The organism is Pseudodesulfovibrio thermohalotolerans (genome assembly GCF_021353295.2).
Lineage (GTDB): Bacteria > Desulfobacterota > Desulfovibrionia > Desulfovibrionales > Desulfovibrionaceae > Pseudodesulfovibrio > Pseudodesulfovibrio thermohalotolerans.
The window spans coordinates 2,879,600-2,896,802 of sequence record NZ_CP120635.1 but is presented as its reverse complement, the minus strand read 5'-3'; the positions used below and the strand labels follow the sequence as shown (position 1 = coordinate 2,896,802).

At 60.6% G+C, this 17,203-nt stretch carries 21 protein-coding genes; 15 read left to right on the top strand and 6 right to left on the bottom strand.

What is annotated here, in order from left to right; translation table 11 throughout:
• Positions 1-35 precede the first annotated feature (35 nt).
• Positions 36-536, top strand: coding sequence for a hypothetical protein (locus tag LF599_RS13620; RefSeq protein WP_015721258.1), 501 nt, complete (start codon positions 36-38; stop codon positions 534-536).
• 600 nt (positions 537-1,136) lie between these two features.
• Here LF599_RS13620 and LF599_RS13615 read toward each other — a convergent pair.
• The 3 genes from LF599_RS13615 to LF599_RS13605 are packed head-to-tail and all read right to left on the bottom strand — an operon-like array spanning position 1,137 to position 2,634.
• Positions 1,137-2,051 carry a tyrosine-type recombinase/integrase gene (locus tag LF599_RS13615; protein ID WP_011366957.1) on the bottom strand — a complete coding sequence of 305 codons (915 nt, stop codon included), beginning with the start codon at positions 2,049-2,051 and terminating at the stop codon, positions 1,137-1,139.
• Positions 2,032-2,406 carry a hypothetical protein gene (locus LF599_RS13610; RefSeq protein ID WP_011366958.1) on the bottom strand — a complete coding sequence of 125 codons (375 nt, stop codon included), beginning with the start codon at positions 2,404-2,406 and terminating at the stop codon, positions 2,032-2,034. Before LF599_RS13610 ends, LF599_RS13615 begins: the two co-directional genes overlap by 20 nt.
• Positions 2,407-2,439: 33 nt before the next feature.
• Positions 2,440-2,634 (bottom strand): hypothetical protein, encoded by a 195-nt coding sequence (locus LF599_RS13605; RefSeq protein WP_011366959.1) that lies wholly within the window; start codon positions 2,632-2,634, stop codon positions 2,440-2,442.
• Between the two features lie 139 nt (positions 2,635-2,773).
• On the opposite strand from LF599_RS13605, the gene LF599_RS13600 reads away from it, so the two are divergent.
• The 5 genes from LF599_RS13600 (at position 2,774) to LF599_RS13580 (ending at position 8,026) form a co-directional block, all read left to right on the top strand.
• Entirely contained in the window at positions 2,774-3,046 is a 273-nt protein-coding gene (locus LF599_RS13600) for a hypothetical protein (RefSeq protein ID WP_011366960.1), read from the top strand.
• Positions 3,043-3,321, top strand: coding sequence for a hypothetical protein (locus LF599_RS13595; RefSeq protein ID WP_011366961.1), 279 nt, complete (start codon positions 3,043-3,045; stop codon positions 3,319-3,321). The genes LF599_RS13600 and LF599_RS13595 overlap by 4 nt, the downstream gene beginning before the upstream one ends.
• A complete protein-coding gene (locus LF599_RS13590) occupies positions 3,321-4,844 on the top strand; it encodes a terminase large subunit domain-containing protein (RefSeq protein WP_022661700.1) in 1,524 nt (507 codons plus the stop codon). Before LF599_RS13595 ends, LF599_RS13590 begins: the two co-directional genes overlap by 1 nt.
• 114 nt (positions 4,845-4,958) lie before the next feature.
• A complete protein-coding gene (locus LF599_RS13585; protein ID WP_027189108.1) occupies positions 4,959-6,467 on the top strand; it encodes a phage portal protein family protein in 1,509 nt (502 codons plus the stop codon).
• Positions 6,467-8,026: a minor capsid protein gene (locus LF599_RS13580; RefSeq protein ID WP_235896539.1), complete on the top strand. Its 1,560-nt coding sequence runs from the start codon at positions 6,467-6,469 to the stop codon at positions 8,024-8,026. Before LF599_RS13585 ends, LF599_RS13580 begins: the two co-directional genes overlap by 1 nt.
• A 57-nt stretch (positions 8,027-8,083) precedes the next feature.
• Here LF599_RS13580 and LF599_RS13575 read toward each other — a convergent pair whose 3' ends face one another.
• The 3 genes from LF599_RS13575 to LF599_RS13565 are packed head-to-tail and all read right to left on the bottom strand — an operon-like array spanning position 8,084 to position 10,876.
• Positions 8,084-9,040, bottom strand: a complete 957-nt coding sequence (locus tag LF599_RS13575) for a BsuBI/PstI family type II restriction endonuclease (RefSeq protein WP_084458314.1) — start codon at positions 9,038-9,040, stop codon at positions 8,084-8,086.
• A complete protein-coding gene (locus LF599_RS13570) occupies positions 9,037-10,575 on the bottom strand; it encodes an Eco57I restriction-modification methylase domain-containing protein (RefSeq protein WP_084458312.1) in 1,539 nt (512 codons plus the stop codon). The genes LF599_RS13575 and LF599_RS13570 overlap by 4 nt, the downstream gene beginning before the upstream one ends.
• Positions 10,568-10,876 carry a helix-turn-helix domain-containing protein gene (locus LF599_RS13565; RefSeq protein ID WP_235896538.1) on the bottom strand — a complete coding sequence of 103 codons (309 nt, stop codon included), beginning with the start codon at positions 10,874-10,876 and terminating at the stop codon, positions 10,568-10,570. The genes LF599_RS13570 and LF599_RS13565 overlap by 8 nt, the downstream gene beginning before the upstream one ends.
• Before the next feature lie 131 nt (positions 10,877-11,007).
• Between LF599_RS13565 and LF599_RS13560 the strand changes: the two genes are divergently transcribed.
• Genes LF599_RS13560 through LF599_RS13520 form a run of 9 tightly spaced genes read left to right on the top strand, consistent with a single transcriptional unit; the run spans position 11,008 to position 17,201 of the window.
• Entirely contained in the window at positions 11,008-13,416 is a 2,409-nt protein-coding gene (locus LF599_RS13560) for a DNA adenine methylase (protein ID WP_144234519.1), read from the top strand.
• Positions 13,417-13,428: 12 nt separating this feature from the next.
• Positions 13,429-13,791 carry a hypothetical protein gene (locus LF599_RS13555; protein ID WP_027182227.1) on the top strand — a complete coding sequence of 121 codons (363 nt, stop codon included), beginning with the start codon at positions 13,429-13,431 and terminating at the stop codon, positions 13,789-13,791.
• An 18-nt stretch (positions 13,792-13,809) separates the two neighbouring features.
• The gene (locus LF599_RS13550) at positions 13,810-14,673 is read left to right on the top strand and encodes an HK97-fold major capsid protein (RefSeq protein ID WP_022992997.1); all 864 of its coding nucleotides are present in this window, start codon (positions 13,810-13,812) and stop codon (positions 14,671-14,673) included.
• 18 nt (positions 14,674-14,691) lie between these two features.
• Complete coding sequence (locus LF599_RS13545) at positions 14,692-15,051, top strand: hypothetical protein (protein ID WP_054033022.1); 360 nt, start codon at positions 14,692-14,694, stop codon at positions 15,049-15,051.
• Positions 15,038-15,502, top strand: coding sequence for a hypothetical protein (locus LF599_RS13540; protein ID WP_054033023.1), 465 nt, complete (start codon positions 15,038-15,040; stop codon positions 15,500-15,502). Before LF599_RS13545 ends, LF599_RS13540 begins: the two co-directional genes overlap by 14 nt.
• On the top strand, positions 15,489-15,848 hold the full coding sequence (locus LF599_RS13535) for a hypothetical protein (protein ID WP_028588332.1): 360 nt from the start codon (positions 15,489-15,491) through the stop codon (positions 15,846-15,848). Before LF599_RS13540 ends, LF599_RS13535 begins: the two co-directional genes overlap by 14 nt.
• Entirely contained in the window at positions 15,838-16,323 is a 486-nt protein-coding gene (locus LF599_RS13530; protein ID WP_028588327.1) for a phage virion morphogenesis protein, read from the top strand. Before LF599_RS13535 ends, LF599_RS13530 begins: the two co-directional genes overlap by 11 nt.
• A 59-nt stretch (positions 16,324-16,382) precedes the next feature.
• Entirely contained in the window at positions 16,383-16,931 is a 549-nt protein-coding gene (locus LF599_RS13525) for a hypothetical protein (protein WP_279521150.1), read from the top strand.
• Positions 16,932-16,943: 12 nt separating this feature from the next.
• Positions 16,944-17,201 carry a hypothetical protein gene (locus LF599_RS13520; RefSeq protein ID WP_269943783.1) on the top strand — a complete coding sequence of 86 codons (258 nt, stop codon included), beginning with the start codon at positions 16,944-16,946 and terminating at the stop codon, positions 17,199-17,201.
• Positions 17,202-17,203: the final 2 nt, after the last annotated feature.

Here is a 17,203-nt window from a genome sequence, read left to right as displayed (position 1 = left end):
CGGCTTGGGAAAACAATATTCGGCAGGATTTCCACGTGGCACTGAACAAACCGGACAAAGAGACGCTGGACCGCTGGCACCGCAACGAGGGCAAGACCGAACCGCCCCGGCGCGGGCCTGGTGCGCCCGAGGGCAACCAGAACCGGCTGCGTCACGGCATCTTCGCCGACCGCTGCCTGACGCCGGAAGAGAAGGTCATGTTCGACGCCATCATCGACCGCCTCAACCAGGACTTCGAGTTCAACAAGTCCAGCGACTTCCTGCAGGTGGAGCTGGTGGGCGTCTACTCGGTGAAGCTGGTCCGCGCCCAGATCGAGGGGAACACGGACGCCGCCGAAAAGCTCGACCGGATGATCCGCTGCCACATGAAGGACCTCAAGACCACCAAGATCGCCCGCGAGGGTGAGGAGCCGAAAGGCCCGCAGACCTCTCCGGCGGAATGGGCGGCGGCGCTGCTCGAGAAGGTGGCCGAGGCCGCCAACGCCCCGGGCGCGAAACCCTCCGGCCGCAAGAAACGCGGAAAGAATTGCGGATAACACCATGGAGGGCTTTTCCGATGACCCCGGCACACGGCGACTTGCGGCAGACAGCTTCACCAGGAATTGCGGATAAGACGTGTTCCTTGCACTTTCGGAATCGGCATTCTTCGGCCGCCGATCATCATTTCCACTCCTCTATTTCTTCCTGCAGCTCTCGATACCCGATTGGCATGTGTGCGCATAAGCCGAGCCGCATAAGCCAAGCAGATATTGGCATGTTCACGCCGGGGCTCTCTCACACAACCCAAGTAAATATGGGCATGTCGAGCCCCAGGCAGAACCGGCCAGGCCCCGCAAACAGCCATTTTTTCGGCAGCGGCCCCCACATAAGCCAAGCAGATATTGCCATGTGTGTTCCGCGCCCGGAGCGCACAAGCCAAGCAGTTATAGCGATGTGCGGCCGACAGACAGAAAAGGAGAAATTCCGGTCAATCGATATTTCCCGCTCCGCCCGGGAGGCCGAGAACCATCGTCATGATCATTCATCATCGGCGGATGTGTTCTTCTGCGGGCACTGTCATTCACTGTCTTCGATACTGTCTTCCCCAACGAAAACAGGAGCAGCCGAGGCCGCTCCCATCGTCGGGTCCGGAAGGATCAGAGGCGTTCGAGGGCTTCCTCGAGCTGGCCGTCCACGAGGTGGGTGTAGATCTGGGTGGTGGACACGTCCCGATGCCCCAAGGCCCGCTGCACCACGAGCAGGTCATTGGTCGCGCCGTAGAGGTGGGTGGCGAAGGTATGCCGCAGCCCGTGCGGCGTCAGTTCCTTTTCGATCCCGGCCTTCCGCAGCCAGTGGGCGAGCCGGTTGGCAATCTGCCGCTGGCAGAGTCTGCCGTCCCGGTTCGACAGGAACAGGGCTTCCATTTCCGGACGGCCATGTCGGCGGCGCTCGGCCAGGTAACGGCGCAGCAATGTGCGGAGGTCGGTCTTGATGAACTTGACCTGCGGTACATTCCCCTTGGCCCGCACCCGCAGATGTTTGGCGTCGAGGTCGATGTCATCCATGTCGAGCGCGGCCAGCTCGCCAAGCCTGATCCCGGTGCCCAGCAGCACCTCGATCATGGCGCGGTCGCGCAGAGCGGAGAAGTCGGTCCGTCCCTTGAGTTCCTTGAGCAGTCGTTTCTTTTCGGCGGTGGTCAGGAACACCGGCAGCTTTCTCGGCAGCCGATGCATGCGGATGGACCGGGCCGGATTGTCATCGACCACGCCAGCCTCGGAGGCCCAGGCGAAAAAGGCCCGCACCGCCGCCTTCATCCGATGGAGCGAGGCCGCCGAGCGTGGGCCGCGCCCGCTCTCGGTGACCGCCCCGGCGGAGAACGCCCGGTCGAGGAGCCCGGCCGTGATCGCCCGGCAGATGATGCCCGGGGCCAGCTCATCGGCAACGCGGGCCACCAGGGCAAGGTCCCGGCGGTATGCGGCTATGGTCGCCGGGGAGCGTCCTTCGGCCGACAGGCGGGCACAGAACGCCTCTGTCGCGCCCGTCAGGTCGAGGTCAGCCGTTCGGTTGCTCATCGCTGGACTCCTTCACCCTGCTGTGACCCATGGGTGTGCTCTTGGGCAGCGGCAGCTCCTCGATGCGCCCCGATTCCCTGGCCCATACCATCATCATGCGGAACACCCGGACGGTCTTGGCGACGGTGCGTTCAGCCCGCTCCTTGCCGTCGGGGAGTTTGAGCAGCAGATCCGACTTGTAGAACTTGCCGACCTGGGGAAGCCGGATCTCGGTGAGCTGGCGATCCGCCCCAAAGAAGACCTCCACTACATCGAGGTCCTTCCGGTAGGTGTAAAGGGTCCGCTCTTTCTTTCCGGATTCCCGCAGGTGGCCGATGAAAGCCTCGGCGGCTTGATGCACGGTGCATTCGGTCATGTCGATGTCTCCTTTGTCGGTGGCCCGGTGTGTTCAGGACAGGAACTCGTCCAGCTCCCGCAGCAGTTCCTCGACGTGACCGAGGGAGCCGACGCTCGCCCAGGTGATGTCCGGCTGCTTCGCGTCTGCTTCGAGCTTGCCGCGAATGCCCTCGATCAGCCGGGCGATATTCTCCTGCTTTTCTCGGTACGCCTTGAGTGCCTGCTGGCGGTTTCTGTCGTAGGTCATGGCCTGCCTCCGGTTCCGTTTTCGTGGATGCGGGACCATCCCGCGTCACATCCAATGACGCTTCTATTTCGTTGGAAATCAAGTGTTTGCAGAGATCTTTCTGCATGTGCCCCAAACCCATAACCCAAAGGAGATCAACATGTTGAAGAAGACCCTCGAATGGACCATCCCACTGGCGCTGGCCGGGATCATGACCGGCTGCGCCACCTACCGGCCTCCGGCCCAGATCCAGTCGGCGGTGGCCACCGTCAACCGCCACACGCCCGAGTACGTGACCGAGGCCAACAAGGCGCTGCGCGAGGTCGGCCACCCGGACGCCGAGCGCCTGACCGGAGTCGGTCTGCGCCTGCAGACCGCCGTGGACGCCCTTGACCAGTGGGCCAACGGCTCGAACCGGGAGGCAGGCCAATGAAAGAGATCCTTCAGGAAAACAGCGATGCCGTTCGCCAGGCCGGTGAGGCCCTGGTCGAAATCGGCACCGAACTGGCGGCGGGACGGATCGAGAACGCCCTCGGCCGTCTGGAAGCGGCCCAGCAGCAGTACCGGGCCTGGGCGGAGTTGGACCAGGCCATCATCGACATTCAGGAGGCTGTCCACGACAGGAAGAACACTCTGGCTGTGCAGCAGATCCTGACGGAACTGGTGGGCACCATCCTCGGCAGCGCCTTGAGGACGGGAATGCACTGATGGCGGTAACCGACAAGGAGCGCAAACTTGCGGCGACCCTGAGCGATCCCGTGTTGTGGGGGCAAGCCTACCTCTACAACCGGGATGGCTCAGGCCGCGACTATTGGCCGCATCAGGTGGAGGACCTGCGCTGCCCGGCCAAGAACATCATCCACCTCGACGGCCGGGACGTGGGCAAGTCCATCGTTCTCTCGACCGACGCGCTCCATTACGCCTTCACCACCCGAGGCGGCCAGGGCCTCGTCGCGGCTCCGCACCAGGGGCACCTCGATACCATCATCGAGGAGATCGAGTTCCAGCTCGACACCAACCCGGATCTGATGAACAGCATTGCCCTGACCAAGTACGGCAAGCCCAAGATCCACCGCAAACCCTACTTCAGGCTGGAGTTCACCAACGGTTCGGTTCTCTATTTCCGCCCGGCCGGGGCCTATGGCGACGCCTTCCGGTCCTTGCATGTCGGCCGCGTCTGGGTCGATGAAGGAGCCTGGCTGACCGAACGGGCCTGGAAGGCGCTGCGCCAGTGCCTCAAGGCCGGGGGAACCCTGCGCATCTACTCCACGCCCAACGGCCTGCGCGACACCACCTATTACCGGCTCACCTCGTCGGATCAGTTCCATGTGTTCCGCTGGCCGTCCTGGCTCAATCCCCTGTGGACCGAAGACCGCGAAGCCGAACTGCTGGAGTTCTACGGCGGCCGCGACAGCTCCGGCTGGCAGCACGAGGTGGCCGGTGAACACGGCAAGCCCTCCTACGGGGCCTTCAATGTCGAGCAGTTCAACCTCTGTCGGCAGGATCTGCTGGAGTATCAGAAGATCGTCATCACCGATTCCGAGCTACGCGATTGCGACACCGAGGAAGCGGCCCACGACCGGCTGGAGATGCTGCTCAACCTCACTCCCCGCAGCGGGCAGTTCTGGGTCGGCGGCGACCTGGGCTACACCAACGACCCCACCGAGATCGTCGTATTTCAGGAGATGGAGATCGGCGAGCGGACGCTGCTGAAGATGATCCTGCGCGTGCATCTTGAACACGTTTCCTATCCGCACATCGCCCAGATCATCGCGCTGCTGGAGCGTTACTACACCCCGGCTGGCATCGGCGTGGACAACGGCGGGAACGGTCTGGCGGTGGTTCAGGAATTGCTCACGCTGGACAAGTACAAAGGGCTGGAGCTGGAAGGCAGGCTCAAGGGATACGACTTCGGCGGCATGACCCGGCTGGCGGTGCGAGACGGCAAGGAAATCAAGAAACGGACCAAGGAGCTGATGACCAGCCTCATCAACGGAGCCCTGCAGCGTAAGCAGGTCATTTTCCCCTCGGACGACCTGGAGGTGGAAGACCAGTTCACCACCCACACCTACACCCTGCGGGACGGCAAGATCATCTATTCCAAGGGCAACGACCACATCATCGACGCGGTGCGCTGCGCCATGCTGATCCGGGAGGAAGGCAACCTCGACCCGGTCGGTGAAGAGGTGGTCTCGCTCAAGCCGGTGCTCACCAATCCGGTCTTCATCTGATCGCATCCTCCGACGCTTTCCACCCCGCTCCGGTAAGTAACCGGCATCGAGCCGGATTCGGCCCACACGGGCCGGATGTGCGGCTGTCATGGCCGAAACTACCGAGAGGATCACGTGGAAAGCACCGCCCATCAGGACGAACAACCCGAAAGCCTGGACACCACCGGCTTTGTCATCGCGCCGATGGCAGCAGCGGCCGCGCTCGACTCGGCCGCCTTCGCCAAGGTGAACGCCGCCGAAGCGATTCCGGCCACCTGGGAAGAACGCGCCCGTAAGGCCTGGGAATACTACGTCGAGGAGCCGCTGGTGAAGAACTGCGTCAACTCCTGGCGCACCTTCGCCGTGGGCGACGAGATCAAAATCACCAGCGATGACGAGACCCTCAAGGAGCAGGCCCTGGAGGCCGCCTGGCGGCTGAACGTCTCGCAGTTCATCAAAGACATGGTTCTTCAGCTCCTGGTGAAAGGCGACGCCATCGGCTTCAAACGCTTCACCAAGTCCGGCCAGGACATCGAGGAGCTGGTCTGCGTCAACCCGGTTTCGGTCAAGGTCAAATACGCCCAGGGCGAGCTGATCGAGGCCCGGCAATTTCCCGAGGACACACCCGGCGGCGGCGAATCCATTCCGCTGCCCGTCGAGCAGGTGGTCCACCTCAAATGGGACGCACCGGCCTTCTCGCCCCGAGGCAACTCCCTCGTGCTTCCCGCCTTTCAAGCCATCGAACTGCTGCGCGACTACCGCCGGGCCGAACAGGCCATCGCCAAGCGCTGGGCCACGCCGTTCCGCCTGCTCAAGGTGGGTGGCGCGTTCGGCCAGAAGATGGTGATGCCGGACCAGCGGATGCTCGAACAGGTCCGCGACATGGTCAACAAGATGGACATGAAAAGCGGCCTGGTGGTCCCGTTCTACGTCAACGTCGAAACCCACGGCACCGACGGCCAGGTCCTCAACGTCGAGGACAAGGTCAAGGAGGTGAAGGAAGACATCGTGGTGGCCTTGGGGCTGTCACGCTCGCTGGTGACCGGCGACGGTCCGAACTTCGCCACCGCCTCGGTGAGCATGCAGAAGATGATGGTCATGATCCGCGAGATCAAACAGGCCGCTCGAAAGCTCCTCGACTGGGTGTTCGACGACTGGATGGAACTGAACGGCCACGGCGACAAGAGCATCCAGTTTATCTTCAACGACCTCGACCCCAGCGACGCGGTCGATTTCAAGAAGCTCCTCATCGAACTCTACGACCGCAAACTCATCAGCCGCTCCAGCCTCCAGCTCAAGATGGACCTGGACCCGGACATCGAGGCCGCCAACCGCGAGACCGAACGCAAACAGATCGACCTGATGGACGAGAAACAGGTGAAGCCGGTGGTGGATATGGTCGTCTCCGGCATTCTCAGCGTGCCTCGCGCCCGGAAGATGCTCGGGATTCCGGCCGAGGATAATGAACCCACGGCGGAGGCGGCATTGGTCTGGTCGGGCGACCTGGAGTCCACCGGCATTGCTGCCGTATGCGACGAGTGCAGCCACTTCATTGCTGACACCAACCACTGCCGGGTCCACAACAGCGAGCGCACCTTCGACGCCCCGGCCTGTCGTTTCATCGACCGCCGGGAGCCTCGCTGATGCCATCGGACCTCAAGCAGCGCATCCAAGCGGCCACCCTGAAAAGCCTGACGGCCCGCAACCGCTACAACGACCAGGTCACGGCCCAGCTCACCCAGGCGCTGAAACAGGCCGAAGACGAGGTCGCCCGCGCCATCCTCCAGTACCGCTCCCTCGGCTCCCTGCCGGATAACAAGCTCGCCGCCCTCAAAGGGCTGGAAAAGCTCCAGCTCGAACTCGACGACACCATGAAACGGCTCAAGCGGGAGCAGACCCTGGTCTTTCGCAAGACAACCAAGGACTCCTTCAAGCTCGGCATCCAGCAGGGAATCGGCGAACTCGCCGACGCGGCGCTGCCGTTCTACGCCGACCTCAAAGCCGAAGGCATCGACAAGCTGGCCACCAAGGTGTTCACCATCGTCGACACCAATGCCCTCGACTTCATGGCGCAGTACAACCTCACACTCGCCGGTGACGTTCACCGCGAACTCGCAGACGGCATCAAGCGCACCATCCTGAACGGCGTCGCCACGGGCAAGGGAGCCGACGACATCGTCCGGGACATGGGCAAGGTGATCATCGACAAGGACTCCTTTCGTCAGGCCGGAAGCCGGGTGTTCAGCAAGGCGCAGTACCGCATGGAGATGATCGCCCGCACCGAGGTCCTCCGCGCCCACAACATGGGAAGGCTCAAGTTCCACGAGCGGGTCGGCATCCAGAAGCTGGAATGGCTGGCCATGGAGGATGAACGGATGTGCCCGGTCTGCGGTGGCCTGGACGGCAAGACCTTTCCCATCGACAAGTTCCCCCAGCAACCCGCGCATCCGCACTGCCGCTGCACCAACATCGTGGCGTGGCCGATGACCGTCTGCGGCAGCGAGATGGCCGCGAAGGCCGCCGCACAGGCATCGCAGGGGGACGCCTGCATTCTCCCGCCCCACGTGCTGGAAGGCATGGCCGACGCCCAGGCCAAGGAGAACGCCAAGCTCAAGAGCGCCTTTGAAAACGGCGACATTGCCGACCTCGGCTCGCTGACGGTTAAACAGCTCCAGACCCTGGCGAAACAGAACGGCGTGGCCATTGCCCGGACCAAGGCCGATTTCATCAAGCTGCTCGACCTGGCCGAACCGGGGATCGATCACGGTGACCTGGCCGGAGCGGCGCTCAGCGCCAAGCTCAAGGAACACAAGATCGGCCTGCTGCGGACCAAGGAAGAACTGGTCGAGCTGCTCGGACTGAAACAGGCGGAACTCAAACAGGCCAAGCTGCTCGCAGCCCAGATGGCGAAGATCCCGCCCGCCGAGGGGCTGGAGGGCATGACCGCCCAGCAGCTCAAGGAGATGGCGAAGGAGAACGGCATCTCCCTCAACATGACCAAGCAGGAGACCATCGAGCTGCTGGACAAGCTGGAGCCCGGCGTGGATCACAGCGGCCTGATGGGCAAGGAACTCGCGGCGGCCAAACAGAAGCACGGCATCGGCATCCTCAAGAACAAGCAGCAGCTTGTCGAGGCGCTGATCCGGCTGGCGACCGAGGAAACGCTGAGAAAGTGGATTCTCCGGCAGATCCGGGACCGATAATGAAACCTTGCCGAAAGAGGCTTTGGACCATGAATGGACGGGGAAGGCAGTAGTTGTTCAGTCCTTGTAAGGTCCGAGGAATCGCTCTCCGTTGAAATGAATCAGATGGGAAGGGGCGTCAGCCACCCATACTTCCGTTTCCCAGGCGATTTCTCCAAGATACCGCCCCATGAGAGAACGGTTTGGAAAGGCGGTGACATAGACAAGCCCCGCTTTGGAATTGGCGAAAAGCTGTGACAGTTCCGCATGTCTTTTGCCGTCCACAGGGCCGTGACTGGTAACGGATTCAACGAGTAACAGCCAGTTTCTTTTCGGACAGAACAGAACGACATCGGGCATTTTCCCGTGAGAATCGACACTGATGCCAAGATCGGAGAGCAAAGGCGCATCGAAATATCCCCATTTGTCACCGGTATCGCCAGCATAGATCAGCACGCCGCCGGGAACGAATCGAGGCCCGAACTCCTCAATAATGTCTCGTATCAATTCGCTGTGCTCGCCGGGACTCAGGGTGATCTCCTTGCCCTTGGCGATTTTCACGGGAACCCGATTTTGCTCCCGTTCCATTGCGTAACGCGCCGCAAGGGTTTCGCGGTCGGCAAGGTAGGACGTCAGGTTGTCATGCCACATCGAAGTACCGAAGGAACGTAGCAACTCCAGAACGGTATCTTCGATCTGGTAAACGGCCTTGGGGCTGTTTACAGGCCGGTTGGGTTTGTCTGGATTGTAGAGTGCGATTCCTGCATCCACGAACTGATGCATGGTTTGCCGCCTGACGGTTTCCCGAGTATTTGGGGCGTACTCTTTTTGATAGTGCTCACGCGCCCAATCCATGATGGGCGTTATCCCCATCAACGGTTTTTCAGACTCCTTCCACTTCTTGCCGGGTGTGAGATTCAACAAGGCAAGAAGACAGAGCGCGGAACGTTCGTTCTGCTGCGCCCTCGGCATTCCAAGAGCTACCAGGATATTGATCGCGTCACTGATTTGCTTATGGTTGTTGGTCTGGTTCATTCCGCAATTCTCTCCATTTCTTCGTCGATCATATCCTGAGTCAACTCCCCTTGCTTGATTGCCCATTGTCCGAGTTCAATGAGGGCCTTGCGGCTCGGGTACTTCATAAGTTTAAGATCGGTTGCATTGACTTGTGTGTGGCCGCTGAACCGCCGGAAGTTGTCATCAACAGCCGTTGAATTCAGAAAGACGGAAAGCCCTCTTGCAAGGGCCTCTGTTAGCGGCCCTTTATTGCTATGGAAAACATTGAGGTGATTTTCCAAGCCAAGCTTCTCCACTCCACCAAACACCGCAGGGGCAACAACGCTCGCCACAATTCTCCGCCTTTCTTCTTTTGATGAAAAACGGCGCACCACAGTATAAAAGCCATTCGGATAAAGCCATTTTTGCGTTTCCTTATTGCACAGAATCGCATTGGGCTTTTTCCCTCCTACTATCGGCCATTGCATGGACTGTCCCTTGAAATGACATGGGTACAACAACGGCACTGTTCCGGCTTCAGGCATGGCTTTCAAGTGATCCTTCATGCGAAAATCCACAACCGGACCGGTTGAAACCTGTATGCCAAGTTGCGAAAGCGAGTAGTTAAATGCTTTCGCATCGTCCAGAAAATCAGCTTCCGGTGTCGCCGGGATATGAATAAAAAGTTCTTTGTCATCCTCGCGGACAATTTCTCTGAATTGATAATCGGAAATGAATGTGTCGGAGAATGTATCGTCGGTGGAAGTCGAGACAGTGACACCTTTTTGCAGACCACCTTTTTCAAGCGCCACGATGATATTTTCCTGAAGAACCTTATCTTCCCTAAACGCCTTGTTTCTGGAGCCAAACAGATGAATGCGCCGCACAGCGGCATGTTTCAGCATGAACTCCCGGAATGGACGATAGTACGGTCCATTGCAAAAACTCCTGGGAATGATTGCAACCAGATATCCGCCTTTTTCCAGTAACAGCAAGGACAAGGCAACGAAAGCTGAATACAGGTTAACCGTTTCAATTCCGGCGGTGCGAAGACATGCCCGGTGGCGTGATGCGCTGGAAATCTTTTTATAGGGAGGATTCATAATGCAGTGCGTGTACTTATCCACCTTTTCAGGCCACAGGCTATTAAGCGAAGCCGCCTTCTTTGATGCTTCGGTTATGAAGTCCTCAGCAATAATGCGCCACGCCACCGAACCACCGCTTTTCGCTGCGGTTATTTCGCACAGATCAAGATTCTTCTCCAGATAGGAACGCATTACCGAGTCTATTTCGTAGGCGTCCAAATCAATACGATAGCCGTTTTTACCTTTGCAGAGATGTTCGACAAAAGCGGATGTCAGACTGCCGACACCTGCTCCGGGGTCCAACAGCCGGATATTCTGACTTGATGGGGCGGGAAACAACGAAGCCATAAACGAGGCAACCGTGGCCGGGGTCATATACTGGCCAAAAGCACTTTTGGTTTCCACCTTGAGCTTGCCGTTTGCAATTTTCCTCGAAGCATCCGCCCGAGACAGAAGATTTAGAGGTTCTTTCAATAAAGCTTCAGGCATGTTGAGCCCCCGTTTTTCGTTTGCTTGGTGCGCTCATTTTTTCGTTCATCCACGCATCGATCCGGTCCCGGTCGAACCGCCACTGGGTTCCGATCTTGGAACCGGGCAGCTCGCCTTTCTGGGCCATCTGGTAGAGCTTGCTGCGGCTCATCTTCAGATAACCGGAAAGCTCCTCGATGGTCAGCCATTTGTCTTGTGGTTCCATGTCAGTCACCGCTTTTCTGAATTCTGTAATAAAACATGATAATAGAAAATAACGAATACCAGGCCGATTTTCAAGCCAAATCTCGGCAACTTCCATAAATTTCCCCCCAAGTCCCGTCCGCTGAAATTCGCCGTCACCCTCCGACACATCGCCGACGCTTCCGGTAAGTAACCGCTGAACGCTCCCCGCAGGTCGCGGAGAGCACAGCAAACTGACCGGAGACGTTGATGGAACTGTTCGCCACAGACCTGGAAAGGCTGGCGTTTCTACTGGAGGCCGATGCGGCGCTGACTCTCGATCCCGACACGCTCGGGTCCGAGGCCGCCGAACAGTCCGCTCCTGAAGAGCTCCCTCCCGAGAAGCGCCCCAAGTACATCACCAACTACATCGGCAGTAAGCAGAAGCTCGTCGACTGGATCTGGAAGCATACCCCGGAGGGCACTGGCACGGTGCTGGATGCCTTTTCGGGGTCTGCGGTCGTGGCCTACATGTACAAGACCAAGGGCCTCCAGGTCATCGCCAACGACCGGCTCCGCTACTGCCACCATGCGGCCAAGGCGATCATCGAGAACAACTCGGTTCGCCTGAGCGAGGACGAGATCGAGGCACTCCTGGCCGACAACGCCAAGGCGGGCAGCTTCGTTCAGGACAACTTCAAGGGCATTTTCTTCGCCAAGGGCGTCCATGCGCTGATCGACACCATCCGCGCCAACTGCGACAAGCTCTCCGGCTTCAAGAAAGACATCGCCCTGTTCGGCCTCGGCAAGACCTGCATGAGCGGCAAGGGTGGCTTCGGCCACTTCTCGTCGTCCACCGATTATGGCCGCCGCCAGGACACCCCCGACGAGTTCAAGGATCGCTTGCGCAAGAACCTGCAGCGTATCAACGCCCTGGTTTTCGACAACGACAAGGAGAACAAGGCATACCGGCAGGACATCAACGACCTGCTGCCGAAAGCCAAGGCGGATCTGGCCTACTTCGATCCGCCCTACGCCACCGAGTTTTCGACCACCAACTACGAGCGGGCCTACCACTTCGTGGAGGGGCTCATGACCTATTGGGAAGGGCTCGAAATCAAGGCCGACACCAAGGTCAAGTATTACGAGACCGACCACAAGACCGTCACCAAGGCCAACGCCAACGAGTTCTTCCAGACCTTTCTCGGTAATGCAAAGCACATCCCGCACTGGCTGATCTCCTACCGCGATCACGCCTATCCCAACGAGCAGGAGATGAAGCGGATCATCGGCTCCTTCGGCAAGCAGAGCCGGATGAGGTCCAAGGATCACCACTACGCCATCACCTCCAAGCACGGTGAGGCTTCCAACGCCAAGGAGCGTCTGTTCGTCTGCGCTCCCGGGGCCAAGGCCAGCGCCGAGCGGGAGGAAAAACCCGTTCCGATGGCCGCCGCAGCGAACTTCCACACCAGCATCCCCGTGGACATCCAGCTGGGCGAAGGCGAACGCCTCACGACCGAGGCCATGGATGTCGGCTCGGCGGGCGACCCCCAATTCAGCTTCGTGCTCTGTCGCACCGGCACCAACAAGAACGGCGACCACTTCACCGCCGAGGAGTTGTCCGGTCGGCATATGACGGCCGTGAACAAGAAGGTCGATCTGCAACATTCGCAGGAGTTCAACGACATCGTGGGCGGCATCGTCGCCGCCGACTACCTGGAGGACGACAACGGCGGCCGCGTGGAATGCGTCGGTGAGCTGTACGTCCACGACACCCCGGCCGCCCGGCTGGCCTACAAGCTGATGAAGCGCGGGATCATCTCCCAGGTCTCCATGGAATGCGACTACCAGGAAGGCGAATGTTCGGTCTGCCACAAGCGCTTCCAGAACAAGGCCGACTACTGCACCCACCTGCGCAAATTCAAGGGCCGTGATTTCAACGGCCAACCCGTTTTCGAGATTCTGCACGGCGTCACTTTCACCGGACTGGGACTGCTCGACCGCAAAGGCGCGGACGAGAACGCCAGGATTCTGCAGGTGGCGTCCCTTCAGAGCCAGCCCGACCAATCCCAACCCGAAGGAGATTCCACGATGGAAGACAAAACCAAACCTACCGAAGACCCGGCCGCCAAGACTGAATCTGACGCGGCCAAGAAGAAACCGGCCCAGCAGGAAGGCGATCCTGCCCGCGTTTCCGACCTGGAAAAGGAAAACCGGCAGCTCAAGGCCCAGGTCGCCGAGCTGCAGAAGCGCGTCCAGGAATTGGAAGCCGAACAAAAGGCGGCCGCTTGCCGCTCCCGGGCCAAAAAACTGCTCACCCGGCTGGAGAAGCAGGGGCTCTCCTTTGCGTCCGATGAGGACCGGGAAGCCGAGCTGAAACGCCTGGCCGAACTGTCCGACGAAGCCTTCGCCGCCACCGAAGCCGCTTATGAGCGCCTGCCCAAGTCGGCCAAGGCGGACAAGGACAAGGAAGAGAAACCCGCTGACAGCGACCAGGGCGGCAAGCCCGCCGCCAAGGCATCGACGGAAACCCCGCTGCGCAGCGACGCCGGTGTCAGGCCCCACGATGTGGACGACCGCAAGGTGTCGCTCGAGGACCGTCTGCGCGACGGGTTCATGGCCGCTTACCGCAACCGTGTCGGCGAGGACTCTCCCGAACACTCGCAAATCAACGCATAAGGAGGAAACACCATGTCATTCATCAATCCGTGTCACCGCAGCCTCGCCTATGGCGACGGTCACATCCAGGGCGATGGCCAGCTCGGCCAGGTGGTCCGCGTGGTCGGCGACGACCTGTTCGCCGTCAACACCGATCCCACCAAACGCTCCTTCGGCATCCTGATCAAGGATTACGCCGGTGGCGAAATGCCCGGCATCTATTGTGACGGCGGCGTTTACGAGACCGACGCCTTCGAAGGGACCGTCGTCGCCGGAGACGACCTGAAAGTTTCGGCGAGCGGTCGGCTGACCAACGGCGTCGCGGCCGGAGAGCACGTCGTCGCCCACGCCATTTCCGTACAGAGCGGCGTCCTCAAATTCCGCCTGCTCGTCTAACCCAAGGAGCCAACGCACATGAAAACCAATCAGTTGAAGATCCATTCCCAGGAATACATGGAAACCATGGCGCGGCTCATGAGCGAGGCTCTCGAGTCGCCCGAAGGCATGCGGGCGCTTGCCGCCGCCATCGCCGCGCCCATCGAACAGGAGATCAAGCGCAAGGAGATCTCCTCGCTGCTGCTCACCAAGCACACGTTGCCCAAGGGCGAACGTCCGGTCTACCAGAAGAAACCGACCGTCAAGGCCCACTGGATCAGCAAGGACGGCGACGCCCAGGAGCAGGAGGTGGGCAAGGACGAGGTCGAGTTCCCCACCAACCGCATCCACTCCAACCCGATGGTGGACGTTTCCGTCCTCAAAAACGGCAACATCGGCACGCTGATGGACATTCAGACCAGCGCCGCCGACGCCATCCGCAAGGAGATGGACCGCCGCACCATTTCGGTGCTGTCCTCGGCCATCCCGGCGGCCAACACCATCGAGGTCACCGGCGACCTGCTCACCGAGGATGCACTGAACGAGGCCATCTCGATCATCGAGGATCTGGAGCTGTCGGTGAAGTACATCGTCATGCGCGGCCGCCGTTTCAACGACATGCGCGGCTGGAACCTCGATCCCCAGACCAAGCTCGAGCTGCGTCAGAAGGGCGTCATCAAGAACTACGGCACCGGCGGCATTCTGTTGACGGCCTCCATGCCGCTGGACGAGATCATCATCGTCCCGGATGAAGAGGTCGGAAAGATGCCGGTGCGCGAAAACCTGAAGACGGAGTCCATCGATCAGAAGACCCGCTTCAAGACCGGCTGGTTGGTGTGGTCCGAGATCGGTCAGGGCATTACCCGCCCCGACATCATGGCCAAGGTCAAACTGGTTCCGTAATCCGGGAGGTGACGTGACATGAATCGAATCAAGAACATCCGTCCCGGCGTTCTGGTGATCCCCGACGCCGGGTTGAAGCTCAAACCCGGTCAGGTGGTCGAGGTGGAACGTCTCACCAAGCAGATCCAGGCGGCGCTCAAGAACGGCCGCCTGGCCATGACCGACAAACCGAAGCAGGAACCGCTCGCCTCTCCAGAGCCAGATCAGGACGCGGAACCGGTGGACCTGAGCAAACTCTCCGCCACCGACGCCATCTCCCGGGTCAACGAGGAAGCCAATCCGGAAACCCTCAAAGGCTACATGGACACCGAGAAACGCCGCACGGTGATCGACGCACTCAAGAGCCGTCTGGAGGGTCTGCAAGGTGCTGCTGAGTGACCTGATCGCCGACCTGCGGCTCGACCTGTCCGATCCGGGCGCATCTCTCTTCGAGGATCAGACTCTGGAGAGGTGCGTCCGGAAGGCCGTTTTCCGTGTCGGCCGTGACCTCGACCAATCGCTGACGATCACGGCCGGAGAGATTACCCCCGATCCCACCGGCGAGGTCCGCGAGCTTTTGGTGATCATGGCGCAGATCCACGCCTGCCAGGTCATGCGTTCGGCCACCGCCAACGCCTTCTCCTTTTCCAGCGGCGACAAGCGGGTGGACAAAACCGGCCAGCCCGGCCACTGGGCCAAGCTCGAGGCCGATCTGCTCGCCGACTACCGCCAGCGGCTCACCGAGCTGCGTCCGGACACCCAGCTCGATCAGGAAGCCTACATCCTGACCCCGAGCGGCCTTACGCCGGTCATCTACGAACAAGGGATCGATCTCGATGTTGTTGAATGACCGGGAACGCGCCGAAGCCGTGGCCGACGTCGCCCGGCTGATCCTCTCCTCCGGCCAGACAGCACGCGTCCTGCGCGTGGTTCCCGGCGAGCGGCTCTACGGCACCGACGATGCCGAATACGCGGAGATCTCTGTCATCCCCCTCGAACTGAACGAAACCCCGCCGGAGGAGCTGAGCGGCAAGATCGACGCGCTCGCCTGCGTCCTTCCAGATGCCGATGTCCGGGGTGAAGACCGCCTGGCCACCGACAGGGAAACCTATCGCATACAGAGTGTGGAGGAAGAACACTTCTTCGGCACCGTCACCCACAAGAACCTGCAACTGGTGAAGCTCAATGGGCGTTAGGCGAACCGGTGACTGGGACAAGGCCCGCGCCAAGCTGACCGCCGGCATGGGGCCGCGCCTGGCCACGGCCCTGCGTCAGGCCACGATCCGCAACGCCCTTTTTCTCGTGCGCGAGATCCAGCGGGGGATTCGCTCCCAGGCCCCGGGCGGACAGGCCTTCGTGAAGCTCGCCGAGAGCACCATCGAGCGCAAAGGTTCCAGCAAGGCGCTCATCGACACCGGCTTTCTCGTCAACGCTATCACCCAGAAGATCATGGCCGACAAGGCGTTCGTCGGACTGCTGCGCGGCACCGTCAACAAGGACGGTGAAGACATGGTGAACATCGGTGCCGTCATGGAGTACGGGGCCACCATCAAACATCCCAACGGCGCGACCATCGTCATCCCCGCCAGACCCTTTCTGCATCCGGTGATGGAGAAGTACCGCGAGCAAATCCTCCAGAACTATCGCGAGGCGATCCGCTCCGCGCTTTGAGCCTCCGACACATCCCCAGCGCTTCCGGTAAGTAACCAGGCAGAAAACGGAGGCGTCCCTTGAGCACGATACAGACCGTCACAGAAACCCTGATCCGCCTGGCCAAGCAGGCCATCCACCCGGACACCGTGCTGGTGTTCCCGGATGACCTGTTCGAGGTCCAGCGCACACCCAGCGTCATCCTCCAGGGGCCGAAGCTGGCGGAAGACCGCTTCCGTCGCAGCCAGAGCCGCCTGTTCGAGAAGAATGTCGCGGAGCTGAGTTTCGAGGAGTGCCGGTTTCCCCGGCTCTATCACCTCGATTTCGATCTGGTGGTGACCGTGGATCGGGAGGCCGAACTGCTCGGTTTTCAAGAATCTGTGTCGCGGTTCCTTCAGCTTCACCCGGAGATCGCCATCACCGACCAGGGCAGCCTGAACCTCACCGAACTGGTTCCTCTGGGCGGTCTGGCCCGGGTGAACCTCTCCAATCTCCGGCAGAGCTCCGGACGCATCCGCATCGAATCCTGCCCGGTGTACGACGGCGACCTGCGCGACGGTCGGCTGATTCGGGACCGGACCTTCCAGTTTCACGGCGACGTGACAGAGCAACGAACCATTCAACCGTAAAGGAGAACAACCGTGATCGAGATCAGAAATCTGCAGTTCCAACCCCTGACGTTCAACCTCTCCGGCCAGGGAACCCTCCACCTCGGACCGCGAGAACGCAAGAGCATCGCCCGCAAGGACCTCTCCGCCGAAATCCAGACCGCCGGAAAACGCGGCCTGGTGCGCATCACCGACCTGACCGGCGGCGCGGAACCGGAGCCGGAAAAGCCCATGGCGACCGAGGACGCCGGAACCGATGAGGCCAAGACCACCAGCAAGCGGAGGAAATAACC